The following is a 13,764-nucleotide window of genomic DNA, read 5'->3' on the forward strand; positions in this document are numbered from 1 at the left end:
GGAGGATCGCATCCGGCGGAGCCTTGATCCTCTGGCTCCCGCCGGATGTGTTTCGGCGCGTGATCCTCGGCTTAAGTTTAAGCTTAAGCCTAAGACGCCGGCTTTACCGCCGCCGTTCCGCCGCCGTCAGCGCTGCTCCCCGTTCTGTTTCCGGCGCTTGTATTGCCGCTATTTCCGGCGCTGCTTTTATCGCTGCCGCTATCGGAGCCGCCGCTGTCCTCCGTGAAATTTTGACTGCCGTCCTCCGGTTTGGATTCTTCCGCCTTGTTGAACACATCCTGAACGTACTGCTTCAGTTCGTCTTCGCTGCGAATGCCCAGTACGTCCGATCCGCCGACGGTTTCTTCCTTCAATAACTCCATCGGGGGAATCTGTTCGCTTGCTGCCAGCTGGCTGTCGTAGCCGACGGTGGCCAGCTTCCACATATCCTGCACTGACAGGTTCGTGTCGATATAAGGATTCACTTTCTCCAAAATCGAAGGCAGCATCATGATCGAAGTCGTCGACTTCAGCTTATCCGCGACGGCTTTCAGGAAGTTGCGCTGCCGCTCCGTCCGGGTATAGTCGGACATGGCGTCATGGCGGAAGCGCACGTATTGCAGCGCCGTTTTGCCGTCCAGATGCTGTTGGCCTTTTTTCAGATCGATGTCGTATTCATGGTTATCCGCTTTACTGGTGTAACGCATGTCTTTTTCCACGTAAAAATCGACGCCGCCGACCGCGTCCACCAGCTCGATAAAGCCTTGGAAATCGGTGTAAACATAATACTGGATCGGGATGCCGAGCAAATCGGACACCGCCTTCATCGCCGTATTGGGGCCGTGGGTGATCGCCGTATTAATCCGTTCCTTGCCGTAGTCCGGAATATTCGTATAGGTATCGCGCAAAATAGAGAAGAGATAGGCCTTTTTGGTGACAGGATCCAGGGAAGCGACCAGCATCGTGTCGGAGCGGGGGATCTCCCCTTTTTTCAGGCCGCGGGCATCCACGCCCATCAGCAGAATATTGACCCGTTCCGTTCCTTCCCATTTCGGAGGCTCCTCGGCTTTGGTTTCGGTAGGCTGAACATTATAGAAAGGGGAGTCTTCTCCTTCTTTCTTAAAATTGTCCACCTGATTATATATCGCGATAAAATAATAGGCCACGAATGCGGCGATTGCGACCACGACTCCGATCACCGACCAGAGGATCGCGCGTTTTGTGCGTTTCGTCATTATGTTCGTTCCTTTCAGAAAAAACGATAAGTTCGAATTTCATATATAGATATCCTAATATCATTACATTATAATTTTTTTTACAAATACAATCAATTTTAGGTTTAGGAGCTTTAAGGAGGATACGCATATGACGGAGCATCAACTGGAGGCGGGCAAGCCCGTTCCGGATTTCCGGCTTCCCGCGAGCGGGGGAGAAGAGGTATCGCTGAAGCAGTTTCGCGGACGCAAGGTCGTCCTTTATTTTTATCCAAAAGATTCCACGCCGGCCTGCACCCAGGAAGCCTGCGATTTTCGCGATCTCGGCGCGTTGTTTGCCGAATACGGTACGGCCGTGCTGGGGATCAGCGGGGATTCGGTTAAGTCGCACGACCGCTTTAGCCAAAAGCAGGGAATCACCTTTCCGCTGCTCGCGGACGAGGATCATGAAGTTTGCCGGCAGTACGGCGTTTGGCAGCTCAAAAAAATGTACGGCCGCGAATTCGAAGGTATCGTCCGTTCCACTTTTTTGATCGATGAAGAAGGGAAGCTGCTGAAGGCTTGGCGCGGCATCAGGGTCAAAGGCCATGCCGACGAGGTGCTGGAGGCCGTTAAAGAGGCGGCCGGTGGGCGGGGATGATGATAAACTTCTTGAATGGGAAAAACGCCGCTTGATTGGATTTTTCCAATCAAAACTGCCGCCCCGCCTAAGGCTCAGGTCACCTTCCCGATGGGGGACCATCAAAAAACCGCCATTTCCCCGGCGGTTTTTTCTTTTTGTAACGGACTCAGAAGCCTTTATTTACAGTAATTCTTTAAAAACTTGCCTTGTGGAGCCGAATAGCGGCATCTGCGTCCTTTAGAATGGGAAATACTCGGGAAATCCACTGGCGTTGCATTAACGCCCACACAAAATCTCTGGTACACCTTGCCCGCAATTCCATTTGAGATCACGCCAAAAATCTAACGGTTGTATTAGTGGCTATTTTGCCAAAAAAGACCCTTTCTAAATTTTAACGGTTGTGAGCGCGGTTATCTGCTCAAATCTGAGCCAAAATCGCCGGGTTTTAGCTAAATAAGCGCTATGGCAACCGTTAGAATTTGAAAACGGCGATATTGGAGCAAATAGCGGCTGTGGCAACCGTTAGAATGTGGTGGCGAGAAATTGTAGGTCGGATTTAATGCAACGCTAGTGGGCGGGAAAGGAGCAAAAAAGGTCATTACGGTTCATTACGGTCCGTTGCAAGTCTATTTCCGTTTCTAGCTTCATACAATCTACCAGAAAGCCAAACGATTCATATAATTTCATTTTACTTATAGCGGCGGAGGTAGAAAAAACGATGAACAAAAAATGGAAATCCGGTCTAATGGTCATTCGTACGGTATTGCTTTTAACGGCGCTGGTTTGGGTCGTTAGTGTCCCGCTTGGCGCCGAGCCGCAGGGGTGGCCGGAAATCGCGGCGCATGCGCTGGCCCAGCCGCCGGCAGATGCGTCGGCAACAAATAAGGGCACGGCAAAAGCGGGGGAACATACCGGGGAAAAAGAGACGGGGGCGCTGGGAGCGAATGCTGTGCCGCTTGCGGCGGCGGCCGAACAAGTCGCGGCGAACGAGGCGGCTCCCGAACGGCTGGAGGGAGGGGCAGCAACTGCTGCGTGGACTGTCATGGCGGCGGGGGGAACGGCAGCCGCAGCGGCATCGGAAACGCCGGCGCAGGCTGCAGCAAATGAGACGGCCAAGGCCAAACCGGCGGACGGTAAAGCGACTGTTAAAGCCGCTGATAAAGCCGCCAATAAGGCCAACGATAATACCGACGGCAAAGTGGTGTATCTTACCTTTGACGACGGGCCTAGTTCGCTTACGGATGAAGTGCTGGCTATTTTGAAAAAAGAGGACGTTCCGGGAACTTTCTTTGTGCTTGGCGAGCAGGCGAAACGCTACCCCGAGATGATCCGGCGGATCGAGGATGCCGGGCATAAGCTCGGCAACCATACCTATAACCATGAATACAAGGAGCTTTACGACAGCTTCGGCCATTTTTGGAAGCAGGTCAAAGCCACCGAAGAGGTGCTGCGCGGAATCACCGGTAAACGCACGCCGCTGGTGCGCGCTCCGGGCGGGACGTACGGCCATTTTGACGAAACGTATTTCAACCTCCTTGAGCTCGGGGGCTATAAGGTATTCGACTGGAACGTGGACAGCGGGGATTCCAAAAGGAAGGGAGTTCCGGCTTCTGAAATCATAGACAACGTCGTATCGGCGAACCGGCAAAACGAGGTCATTGTGCTCATGCACGATGGCGCGGGACATGGGGAATCCGTCAAGGCGCTGCCGAAAATCATTCAATATTATAAGAAGCAGGGGTACGAGTTTCGTGCGATTTCCCCCGATCAGCCGCCTGTGCAATTTCATCTTGATCCTTCCATGAAAAAGAAACATAGAACCATCCCGTCCGATGCCTGGGTGAAAGCCAATGTTGTGCCCAACGCCGCTTTGTTCGGTCCGGATTTGCCGTTAACGGTAGAAGCGGGAGGCGTGCAAACCCGGCTGGACAGCGGGGAGTACCGGCTGCAGGATGGGCAATATATTGTCCCGCTGCGGACAACGATGGAACGGCTTGGGGCCAAAGTCCATTGGGACGGGGACAACCAACGCGCCGTCGTCGTATGGGGGAATGCGAAAGCGACCTTCGATCCGAACACCGGAACGGCGACCTCGGAGCTTACAGGAAAACTCCAGGTCAAATATGACCTGATTTTCGAACGCAAAAACGAATCGTTATGGGTGCCGCTGCGGATTCTTATGGAAGCGGCGGGTCATCCGATCGCTTCGCTCACGTTGCGCGAGGATGAACGCCGGGTGACCGCACTGTAACCGGCACGGCTTGACCGGGACAGGACTGTTTTGCCCGTATCTCTCATTCACGTCTATTTCCGCTAGTTTCTGGGGAAACTGGTAGATAGATTGGCTGGAAGTTTTCCGCCTGCCTAGAAACGGAGGAGATACGATGAATCAGGAACAGGTACATGATCTGCTGCAGCGGCTGGTCAGCCGGGTGGATCGTGTCATTGTCGGAAAAAAAAGGGAAATCGAGCTGGCGGTTGTCGCCATGCTGTACGGAGGCCATATTTTGCTGGAGGATGTTCCCGGCGTCGGCAAAACGATGCTGGTGCGGACGCTGGCGGCTTGCCTCGGCGGGTCGTTTGGCCGCATCCAGTTCACGTCCGATTTGATGCCTTCCGATGTTACCGGAGTCACGGTTTATCATGCGCAAAGCGGACAGTTTGAATTTCGGCCCGGCCCGGTATTTTCCCATATCGTGCTGGCCGACGAAATCAACCGTGCGGCTCCAAGAACGCAGTCGGCTTTGCTGGAGGCGATGGAGGAGCGGAAGGTGACCGTGGACGGAGTCACCCGGGCTTTGCCGAAACCTTTTTTGCTGCTGGCCACGCAAAATCCGCTGGAATACGAGGGGACCTACCGCCTGCCTGAGGCACAGCTGGACCGCTTTTTGATGCGGCTGACTTTGGGGTACCCGAATCCGGAGCAGGAGCTTGAGATGCTTGGCCGGCTGCAGGAGCAGCATCCCCTCGCCGAGCTGAAGCCGGTGCTGCTGCCCGACGAAATCGCCGCGATGCAGCGGCAGGTGCGGGGCGTATTGGTGGATGATGTCGTCAAACGTTATATGGTCAGCCTGGCGGACGCGTCGCGCCGTCACCCGCAAGTTTCCCTCGGCATCAGCCCGCGCGGCACGCTGGCCTGGATGTGGGCTTCGCAGGCGATGGCTTATTTCAAGGGCCGCTCGTTTGTTACGCCCGATGATGTCAAAGCGGTTGCGGAAGCGGTGCTGGTTCACCGGATCGTGTTGAAAACCGAAGCCAAAATCGCCGGAATCAGCGGCGAAAGGGTGCTTAGGGAATTGCTCGCCAAAGTGGACGTGCCGATTTTTGCAAGGGTCTCAGGTGTGCCGTCATGAGAAGCGGGATTTGGAGATGGGCGGCGGCCCTGACGGCAACGGGGCTGCTCACGGCATGGTATTTATGGCGCGGAGGCGCGTCTTCTTTCTTTTTGGCGCTGCTGCCTTGGTTCGTAATGCTGCAAGGCGCGTTGGCATTATGGTGCGGTCCGAAGCGGATGAAAGTGGTGCGGTCCTGGGAGCCGGACCGTCCGGCGGACGGGGATGGGCTCGCCATGAAATTGACCGTGACTTGTCTAAGCGGATTGCCGCCGCTGTGGCTGCATGTGGAAGATGAGCTGGCAGCAGAAGTTTCGCTGGTACGTAACAGCGGCAGAGCAGGCAAATTGTATTTCTCCGGGTTTAGCAGGGTTTACAGCGGGACTTATCATATGGAAGAAATCAACCGGGGGATTTACGAAAACATTGCAGTAAGGCTGACGTGGGGCGATGCGCTCGGCTGGTTTAAGCGCAGCTTGCGGGTGGAAACGGAAGACATTTTGATCGTCCCCCCGCGGCCGTTAAGTTCCTATCCTTCGCAAACGCCCGAGGCGTACGGCGATCATGAAAGCGGCGGCGGCCCGTACCGCCAGCAGGCGGCAGCGCCGTCCGCGCCCGGCCGCCTGAGGCCGTACATGACCGGGGATCCGCTGCGCCGCATTCACTGGAAACATTCAGCGAAGACGGGAACGCTGCTGACTCGTATTCCGGAGGAGCAGGGGAACGTGCCGCGTTATTTGCTGCTGGGAACGGATGAAGCGGATTACGCCGTGCCGCGAGACCAGGTTGACGGTCAGCGGCGCTCCGCCGGCAAGGAACGGTCCGCTGCTGCACCGGCGGCCTGGGCCGCGGAGGCTGATCGTTTTGAGCTGGCGGTATCCGCCGCCGCGTCCTGGCTGCAGCGGGAAGCCCGGTACGGGAAACCGGGGGAACTGCTGCTTAGCCATGGCGGCATGGATGGTATCGCCGCGTTATCCGGGTATGAAGGACTAGCCCACGGTATGGAACTGCTGGCCGGGGTTGATCTCGGCAAAGGGATGTCCGCGGAGGCGGTGCTTGAGCGGGACTGGCCGGAGTTGTCCGCGCAGGGACGGTCTGTCACGGTCATTACCGGACAGCTCAGACCCGGTTTGACGGAAGCAGCTTTGCGGCTAGCGGAAGCGGGGGTCTCCGCCGAGCTGTGGTGCGCGTGCCCGCCGGCCGGGGCGGAGCTTGATGGCGCGCTCGCCTCCCGCCTGCGGCAACATGGCGTAGCCGTTTTTGGCCTGACGCCCCGGCATCTTGGACTCCCGCGAAAGGAGGGAGCGGAACATGCCAGCGCCTAGTTCAAAGGAAGAAGCGGCAGCCTTGGCCGTCGCCCCTGCGGAGGGAGGGATTTCGCGTCCGGAGGCATCTTTCGGAGCCGTCCCCAAAGACGATGCCCCGGCCTTCGGACTGCGGCTCGTTTTATCGGCGTTTTTGTTCGGACTGTTTGGGGAATGGCTGTATCCGCTGTACGCTTTTGTCGCCAATGACCAAGCGGACACGGTTACGCTTTTTTTCGTGCTGACGGGACTGCTGTTATGCGCCGGATGTTTGCGTTTGCCGTCTTTTTTATATGCCATGATCCCTTCGCTTCTGGTCGTCTGTTCTTTATTTTATCTCCATGGGCAGGCGGATGGATGGATCTGGTTTATCGACTTGGGAAAACAGTTTGGCGCCGATTTGGCCGAATTTATGCAAGCCGGACGGCTGAGCGGCGTCAGCATGGAATTCCGCACATTGCTGCTGCTGATCGGCTGGACGCTGCTGGTCGTGTCCGTGCAAATGCTGACGCTCGGCAGACAAAACATTCTGCTGTTCCTGGCGGTGACGCTGCTTTACTTGATCGTACTGGAGACAGCCGGGGGCGTCGAACTGTACTTGGGACTGATTCGAACCGCGGTGCTCGGCCTGATTTTGCAGGCATTGGTGTTCGGCAAGCGGGGGCCGGGTTGCGCCTTCGGCCGGGGAGGCCTGCTCGGCTCGGGGATTGTCTTGGTTTGCGTAGCCGGTGCCGCGCTGTTGAGCTCGCAGCTTCCGGTGCAGCCGATCCGCCCGGTATCCTGGCAGCAGATTGCCCGGAGTTTGTCCGAGTGGAGCGGCGCCGAGCTGACTGCAGCGCAGGAAACGGCGGCGGTCTTTAGCGTTTCCGGGTACAGCCGCAGCGACGCCGAGCTGGGGGCTCCTTTGCAGCTTCGGCACGATGTGTATTTCACGGCGCTGTCGCCGCGGAATACGTATTGGCGCGGGGAAAGCAAAAGCGTCTACACGGGACGGGGCTGGATTCAGCCTGCTGCGGGGGATGGCGCGAAAAGTGCGGAGACGCGGGAAACGAAGAACGCCGCGGCCTCCGCAGCGCCGGCCTTCGGGCCTGCCAATCCCGGCACCGCCCCGGTCGCGGAAGAAATCCGCCAGACGGTGATGTTTAAAGAACCGCTGACCGGGCGGGTAGCGCTTCTTTCCGGCGGCATTCCCGTACGTTCCGGATTTGTTTTTGGCGGCGAACAAACTCCCCGGGTTCAGGTGGAGCCCCGTTTCGACCGGCTCGCCGATGCACTGGTGATCGATTACGCTGCCGCGGCCGAGCAAATCTACGGCTACGAAGTGACCGCGCTGCTGCAAACGCACCCGGGCTCCGCCTTGCGAGACGATCACGGCCCCGACGAAGAGGGCATCGCCGACCGTTATCTGCAGCTTCCCGATTCCTTACCGGAACGGGTGCGGAATTTGGGAAAAGAGCTCGCAGCCGGAACAAGCAGCCGCTATGATGCGGCTTTGGCCGTGCAGAGCTATTTGAAGAAGAACTATGCCTACAACCTGGATACCCGGCGCCCGCCGGCGGACGCCGACTTTGTCGACCGTTTCTTGTTCGAGGACAAAATCGGCTACTGCGACCATTTTTCCAGCGCAATGGTGGTGCTGCTCCGCAGCGGCGGCGTTCCGGCGAGATGGGTGAAGGGCTTTGCGCCGGGCGAACCCGAAGCGGCAGGCCGCGCTGGCCAGGACGAGACGATGCGGCGGATTACCGTGACTTACGCGGACGCCCATGCCTGGGTCGAGGTTTATTTTCCGCAGGCCGGCTGGGTGCCTTTTGATCCGACGCCCGGATTCGGCGAGGCGCTTGCGGCAGGCGCAGGCAGCCCCGGCGGCGCGGCCGGCGGGAACACCGGCACGAGGCTCCTCGAATGGCTGAACCAGGCGGCGGCCAGCGTGCAAAAGCTGGCCGCCGAATGGACAGCGGCCGCTGCCGAAATCGCCGCCGGCTGGCGGGAAAAGCTGCAGCCTGTGCCGAATCTATTCGTTTGGACGGCCTCGCTGCTAGGCGCCGGCTTTGCGGTTTTAATCGCCCGGGAGATCGCTTGGCGCGGAAATCGGCTGCAGCTGTGGCTGTACCTGCGCCGGCCGCGCCGCAGCTTCCCGGGACGAAGCGAATTGCTGACGGCCGCCGACCGGGTGTGGCGGGAGCTTGGCCAGTGTTACGGGCCCAAACCGCCGGCGATGACGGCCAGGGAATATTTGCGGTCCGCTCTACAGGGCAGACCGGGCTTAACCGGCGCGGCAGAAGAGTTTGTGGCGATTTGGGAGAACCTCTATTACGGAGGGCGGCAGCCTGAGCGCAGGGAAAGCATGAAGTTTCTGAAGCATTGCCGGAATTTGGCCTTTCGGCGCCGCTGATTCCCGGCCCTGGCTTCCTTGACGACCTCTTTCGTCGTTTCGTATAATAGGTGTCATAATTTGAGGGAGGCTCGGTCATGAATAAGCCAAATGAAATGATTGTCGTCCTGGATTTCGGAGGGCAATACAACCAGCTGATTGCCAGACGGATCCGCGACTTGGGCGTTTACAGCGAACTACTGCCATTTAATACGCCGGTGGAGCGCCTTCGGGAGCTGGCGCCGAAAGGGATCGTGTTTTCCGGCGGACCGTCGAGCGTTTATGCCGAAAACGCGCCGCATATCGATCCGGCCGTGTACGATGTGGGCGTGCCGATCCTGGGCATCTGCTACGGCATGCAGCTGATGGCGCATCAGCTTGGCGGGAAAGTGGAACGTGCGGCAAAAAGAGAATACGGGAAAGCGGATGTCGATTTTGCCGAAAATTCGGTGCTGACCCGCGGGCTTCAGGCCAAGCAAACGGTGTGGATGAGCCATGGGGATCATGTGACGAAACTTCCCGAAGGTTTCGTGGTGGAAGCCTCCACGGAGCATGCGCCGATCGCCGGCTTTGCCAATGCCGAGCGCAAAATGTACGGCGTGCAGTTCCATCCGGAGGTCCGGCATTCGATCCACGGCAATGAAATGATCCGCAATTTCTTGTACGAAATCTGCGGCTGCGAAGGCAAATGGAGCATGGAGACATGGATCGAGGACGCGGTTCGCGACATCCGCGCCCAGGTCGGCGACAGCAAGGTGCTGTGCGCGTTAAGCGGCGGTGTCGATTCTTCGGTCGTGGCGATGCTGATCCACAAAGCGGTCGGCGATCAGCTGACCTGTATGTTCATCGACCACGGCCTGCTGCGCAAAGGCGAAGCCGAAAGCGTAATGGAGACGTTTGTCGGCAAGTTCGACATGAAGGTCGTCAAGATTGACGCGCGCGAGCGGTTTTTGTCCAAGCTGGCCGGTGTCGACGATCCGGAACAAAAGCGGAAAATCATCGGCAACGAGTTTATTTACGTGTTTGAAGAAGAGTCGCGCCGGTTTGACGATTTTAAATTTTTGGCGCAGGGCACGTTGTATACGGATATCGTAGAAAGCGGCACCGCCACGGCGCAGACGATCAAATCCCATCACAATGTGGGCGGTTTGCCGGAGGACATGAAATTCGAGCTCGTTGAACCGCTAAAGACGCTGTTCAAGGACGAGGTCCGCAAAGTCGGCGAAGAGTGCGGCTTGCCGAAGGAGATCGTGTGGAGACAGCCGTTCCCGGGCCCGGGCCTGGCGATTCGTGTCCTCGGCGAAGTCACGGAGGACAAGCTGAAAATCGTCCGCGATTCCGACTACATTTTGCGCGAGGAAATCGCCAAAGCGGGACTGGATCGCGAGATTTGGCAGTATTTTACCGCCCTGCCTAACATGAAAAGCGTAGGGGTTATGGGCGACGCCCGGACTTACTCCTACACCGTAGGGATTCGCGCGGTAACGTCCATCGACGGCATGACCGCCGACTGGGCCCGCATCCCGTGGGACGTGCTGGAGAAAATTTCGGTACGGATCGTAAATGAAGTCGATAACGTCAACCGGGTCGTGTACGACATTACGTCTAAGCCGCCGGCGACGATCGAGTGGGAATAGATAGCAAGAGCGTGAAGGTCTTTATTTATAAGGCTTTCACGCTCTGTTCTTGTCTATCAGCAACCATTTTGCAACCAATCTCAATTTAACCTTATTTTATTGCGTATTCCCGCCACACAAAGCTACCATCATCTTGTGTAACTTTTTCAAAACTTGAATACTCTTTTGCGATGATGTCGTACTTTAAGAGTGGTATGAATTTGCTTATTACCGTTGCACCATCAATATAAAAGTGACTTTGCCTATCCCAGTATACCGAATGAAAATCTTTGTCATTTGCTATATCTGATGTATGAGTATGTCCAGCAATTATGTCTTTATAAAAAGTGCCGAATACAGGCGGATACTTCCATGTGAAGTATTCTTCTGATGTACCGACTTTCCAGTATTCCTCAGCTTCTTCGTCTATACCAGCATGTACGAAAATTTGATCTTCTGTCTCGTAATAAAGGGGAAGTTTTCTAAGCCAAGCAATAAGAGTCTTATGCTTCGATTTTATTAAATCTGTTACATATTTATATATCATGCACATTTTTGTGAGTTCATTCGAAACATTCTCGCATTTTTTTGAAATAGCATTATATTCGTCTTCCGAGATATATTTTATGATTTCAGAAAATTCACCATCTGGATAAAGACTATTTAAATCTTCTAAAAACATAACTTCGTGGTTGCCTAATAAAGGAATAACTTTTCCAGGGTACTTTTCGCAGAGCTGCTTAATAAAATAAAGTGTTTCACAACTTTTATCCCCTCTATCAATGTAATCTCCCAACAATATCAATTTGTTGTTCTTTGATTCTAAGTCAACATTCTTCAAAGTTTCTCGAAATATATCTAAATGACCATGTATATCACTGAGTGCATAAATATAAGCCAATTGAATTCCTCCGCATCATCGTTTCTTGTCCTGATGCAATGAATGTAACAGTTGCAGAGATACAATCTAAAATTGCGGCAACCCTCTAATTTTTGAGTTCGCTCTTATACTCGTAACTAGGCTGAATATCAGCAAGAAGCATTATTTCTCCTGAATTTTTTTGTTATCAATTTAAGTATGAAACAGCAATTCGCCAAGCGTAATCAGAGTTCATACGTGATAAATTTGTTTTATAAAATTCTCTTTTAATATTATCTATGTCTATTGTGGTAGGTAATTTTTCAATTGAATTTTTTGTAGTAATATCACAAAATTTTTTGTTTAAAATTTTGTGATTTAATACAACTGCTAAAATATCATTACTATTCATGATTAGTTTTCCTCCTTTAATAGAAGAGCATTGTTCTCTTTAAGAATCGCGGCAAACAAAATTAGTTTTATTACAAAAGGCTTGAACATTTTTTTTGTTTTAAAAACATCCATGAAAATCCTTTGTAATTCTTCAATGTCCTGTAAAATTGCAGCTTCAATATTTAAAGCCGTCTGTAAACTATCCAAAGATTTATCATTATTTTCTGTAACATTGGGTATTGCGACTGAGTTAATTTGTATCCAGTCAATTTGTGGTAATTCATTTTTGATAGATTTTAATGCCATACCTATTAAATACCCATTCGTCACCTTTGCTTCGGGATCGGCAAATTTAATTCTCTTGTACTCTTGCATTGCTACTACGGTAGGTCTGCTTAATCGCATTTGGATTCTCACAAAATAATACCCTCGCTTTCTTTTAATATTTAACACAGGCTAAAGTTTACGGTAATCAAATGTCTTACTATTTGTAATATAACAAAAGGTAAGACAGTTGGCAACCTATTTTTTTTATCGCTAGGAAAGATTGTTAATGCTTTTGTTCATTTTACGTATTAACATATGTGAGTTCCTTCATTACAAATTGCGCAATTTGTAGAGCTGCCCGGTGGAGGCGAGGTGGAAGGAGGGCGTGGATGGAAATTATCCAGAGTAAAATGGAACGTTACCCAAATACAGAAGAATCACATGCAGCGATCATGTCGAAAGAGGAATTCACACAGATATACAATACGTATTTCAAACGCGTTTACAAGTATATCTATTATCGCATTAATAACCACCATGCGGCGGAGGATATTTGCAGTCAGGTGTTTGAGACCGTTATATGCAAGTATTACAGCTTTTCACAGGAAAAATCCAATTTTGAGGTGTGGTTGTTTGCTATTGTAAGAAACGCTGTAACAGACTACTTCAGGGCTCAGAAGAAAAGAAACCACTCCTCGCTGGATTCTTTGCTGGAACTGATTTTTCCCAAGCCGTCTCCTGAAGAATTGGCGATTCGCGAGGATAATAATCAGGCGCTGTTCAAGGCTCTCGCTAAGCTGCGGGAGAAGGAGCGCAACATCATTGCAATGAAATACGGGGCTGGACTGAAAAATTCGGAAATTGCACAGATCATGGGTGTCAGTGAGTCCAACATTGGCGTTGTACTGTACAGAAGTCTAAAAAAACTGCATCTTTCCTTACAGGCGGGGGGATTCAAAATATGAACAAAAAAAATAATCTCACAGAATTCAGCAAGACCATAGAACTGCTTGAGAGTGCAGAACAGGGGAATGACACCTCCAAAGAAAGGATTTATAACCGCTTGATATACCGGCTGGATCATGGAGCTATTAACACCCAATCAAGGGAAAAGGACGGGATAACGATGAAAAAAAGCAGTTGGAGAACAGCGGCGGTGATTGGCGGTGCGGTAATTTGTTTGGGCGGGGCATTTTCTACAACCAGCTATGCACAGGAAATGTTCCAGTCCATCATGGCAAAGTTTAAGGTGGGGAATCTTGAAATAACGCAATACGATAAGGAAATTCCTCCTGCTTCTACGTCTTTCACTCCATCTGAAGGTGGAAAAAGCGGGCGAGACGGCGTCATTGAATTGCCGGCTGCGGCTAAACTGACGATAGACGAAGCCCGTGCAGCGCTTGGAATGAACTTTCCGGCCCCGGATTGGGTGGCAGACTATAAGTTTGTGAACAGTGTTCTTCAGGGCACCAGCATGGTCGAATTGCAATACAATTCAGGGGATAAAGCTGTCAACTTTCTGATTTCCAAGGGTGGAGAAAACGGAATCGGCACTACCGAAGATGTGAAAGTAGAGGACATTAACGGGACTACGGTCTATTTTGCCAATGGAATTGTGATTTGGGAAGAGGAAGGCTTTACAGTTGAACTGTATTCCCAAACCGATTTTGACAAGACCACACTCGGGAAAATCATCGGCAGCTTTAGCGTTGGCGCTCCGGTTGAGCCCTTAGAGGCTGACGTGGTGAATAAGAATGTGGAGAAGAGCAAAGGTGCAGTAGCTGCCTCGGCCCCGGCCGTAGATTAA

The 13,764-nt window shown here is 53.0% G+C and carries 12 protein-coding genes; 8 read left to right on the top strand and 4 right to left on the bottom strand.

Features of this window, described 5'->3' with window-relative positions; translation table 11 throughout:
* Positions 1 to 89 precede the first annotated feature (89 nt).
* Complete coding sequence (locus NYE74_RS27960; protein WP_155620825.1) at positions 90 to 1,214, bottom strand: LCP family protein; 1,125 nt, start codon at positions 1,212 to 1,214, stop codon at positions 90 to 92.
* A 130-nt stretch (positions 1,215 to 1,344) separates the two neighbouring features.
* On the opposite strand from NYE74_RS27960, the gene bcp reads away from it, so the two are divergent.
* The 6 genes from bcp (at position 1,345) to guaA (ending at position 10,459) form a co-directional block, all read left to right on the top strand.
* Entirely contained in the window at positions 1,345 to 1,833 is a 489-nt protein-coding gene (bcp, locus tag NYE74_RS27965) for a thioredoxin-dependent thiol peroxidase (RefSeq protein ID WP_036626120.1), read from the top strand.
* Between the two features lie 700 nt (positions 1,834 to 2,533).
* A complete protein-coding gene (locus tag NYE74_RS27970; protein ID WP_227872937.1) occupies positions 2,534 to 4,066 on the top strand; it encodes a polysaccharide deacetylase in 1,533 nt (510 codons plus the stop codon).
* Positions 4,067 to 4,199: 133 nt separating this feature from the next.
* Positions 4,200 to 5,168, top strand: a complete 969-nt coding sequence (locus NYE74_RS27975) for an AAA family ATPase (RefSeq protein ID WP_341005362.1) — start codon at positions 4,200 to 4,202, stop codon at positions 5,166 to 5,168.
* Complete coding sequence (locus NYE74_RS27980) at positions 5,165 to 6,472, top strand: DUF58 domain-containing protein (protein WP_036626116.1); 1,308 nt, start codon at positions 5,165 to 5,167, stop codon at positions 6,470 to 6,472. The genes NYE74_RS27975 and NYE74_RS27980 overlap by 4 nt, the downstream gene beginning before the upstream one ends.
* Positions 6,459 to 8,843 (top strand): DUF4129 domain-containing transglutaminase family protein, encoded by a 2,385-nt coding sequence (locus tag NYE74_RS27985; protein WP_124333251.1) that lies wholly within the window; start codon positions 6,459 to 6,461, stop codon positions 8,841 to 8,843. Before NYE74_RS27980 ends, NYE74_RS27985 begins: the two co-directional genes overlap by 14 nt.
* 77 nt (positions 8,844 to 8,920) lie before the next feature.
* Positions 8,921 to 10,459 carry a glutamine-hydrolyzing GMP synthase gene (guaA, locus tag NYE74_RS27990; RefSeq protein WP_036626113.1) on the top strand — a complete coding sequence of 513 codons (1,539 nt, stop codon included), beginning with the start codon at positions 8,921 to 8,923 and terminating at the stop codon, positions 10,457 to 10,459.
* A gap of 91 nt (positions 10,460 to 10,550) precedes the next feature.
* On the opposite strand, the gene NYE74_RS27995 is transcribed toward guaA, so the two are convergent.
* The 3 genes from NYE74_RS27995 to NYE74_RS28005 all read right to left on the bottom strand — a co-directional run bounded on the left by NYE74_RS27995 (position 10,551) and on the right by NYE74_RS28005 (position 12,107).
* On the bottom strand, positions 10,551 to 11,339 hold the full coding sequence (locus tag NYE74_RS27995; protein ID WP_326045413.1) for a metallophosphoesterase: 789 nt from the start codon (positions 11,337 to 11,339) through the stop codon (positions 10,551 to 10,553).
* Between the two features lie 166 nt (positions 11,340 to 11,505).
* Positions 11,506 to 11,709, bottom strand: a complete 204-nt coding sequence (locus NYE74_RS28000) for a hypothetical protein (protein WP_155620824.1) — start codon at positions 11,707 to 11,709, stop codon at positions 11,506 to 11,508.
* Between the two features lie 2 nt (positions 11,710 to 11,711).
* Positions 11,712 to 12,107: a hypothetical protein gene (locus tag NYE74_RS28005; protein WP_155620823.1), complete on the bottom strand. Its 396-nt coding sequence runs from the start codon at positions 12,105 to 12,107 to the stop codon at positions 11,712 to 11,714.
* 239 nt (positions 12,108 to 12,346) lie between these two features.
* Here NYE74_RS28005 and NYE74_RS28010 point away from each other — a divergent pair, with 239 nt between their 5' ends.
* Together NYE74_RS28010 and NYE74_RS28015 are read left to right on the top strand one after the other, a co-directional pair.
* On the top strand, positions 12,347 to 12,922 hold the full coding sequence (locus NYE74_RS28010) for a sigma-70 family RNA polymerase sigma factor (RefSeq protein ID WP_341005363.1): 576 nt from the start codon (positions 12,347 to 12,349) through the stop codon (positions 12,920 to 12,922).
* Positions 12,919 to 13,764: a hypothetical protein gene (locus NYE74_RS28015; protein WP_341005364.1), complete on the top strand. Its 846-nt coding sequence runs from the start codon at positions 12,919 to 12,921 to the stop codon at positions 13,762 to 13,764. Before NYE74_RS28010 ends, NYE74_RS28015 begins: the two co-directional genes overlap by 4 nt.

The organism is Paenibacillus sp. FSL P4-0127, assembly GCF_038007325.1.
GTDB lineage: Bacteria > Bacillota > Bacilli > Paenibacillales > Paenibacillaceae > Fontibacillus > Fontibacillus macerans.

What these genes read in the sequence shown, in the direction of transcription:
- NYE74_RS28000 (WP_155620824.1), bottom strand. Translation starts at nt 11,709, where the DNA reads ATGAATAGTAATGATATTTTAGCAGTTGTATTAAATCACAAAATTTTA.
- bcp (WP_036626120.1), top strand. Translation starts at nt 1,345, where the DNA reads ATGACGGAGCATCAACTGGAGGCGGGCAAGCCCGTTCCGGATTTCCGG.
- NYE74_RS28010 (WP_341005363.1), top strand. Translation starts at nt 12,347, where the DNA reads ATGGAAATTATCCAGAGTAAAATGGAACGTTACCCAAATACAGAAGAA.
- NYE74_RS27980 (WP_036626116.1), top strand. Translation starts at nt 5,165, where the DNA reads ATGAGAAGCGGGATTTGGAGATGGGCGGCGGCCCTGACGGCAACGGGG.
- NYE74_RS28015 (WP_341005364.1), top strand. Translation starts at nt 12,919, where the DNA reads ATGAACAAAAAAAATAATCTCACAGAATTCAGCAAGACCATAGAACTG.
- NYE74_RS27960 (WP_155620825.1), bottom strand. Translation starts at nt 1,214, where the DNA reads ATGACGAAACGCACAAAACGCGCGATCCTCTGGTCGGTGATCGGAGTC.
- guaA (WP_036626113.1), top strand. Translation starts at nt 8,921, where the DNA reads ATGAATAAGCCAAATGAAATGATTGTCGTCCTGGATTTCGGAGGGCAA.
- NYE74_RS27975 (WP_341005362.1), top strand. Translation starts at nt 4,200, where the DNA reads ATGAATCAGGAACAGGTACATGATCTGCTGCAGCGGCTGGTCAGCCGG.
- NYE74_RS27985 (WP_124333251.1), top strand. Translation starts at nt 6,459, where the DNA reads ATGCCAGCGCCTAGTTCAAAGGAAGAAGCGGCAGCCTTGGCCGTCGCC.
- NYE74_RS27970 (WP_227872937.1), top strand. Translation starts at nt 2,534, where the DNA reads ATGAACAAAAAATGGAAATCCGGTCTAATGGTCATTCGTACGGTATTG.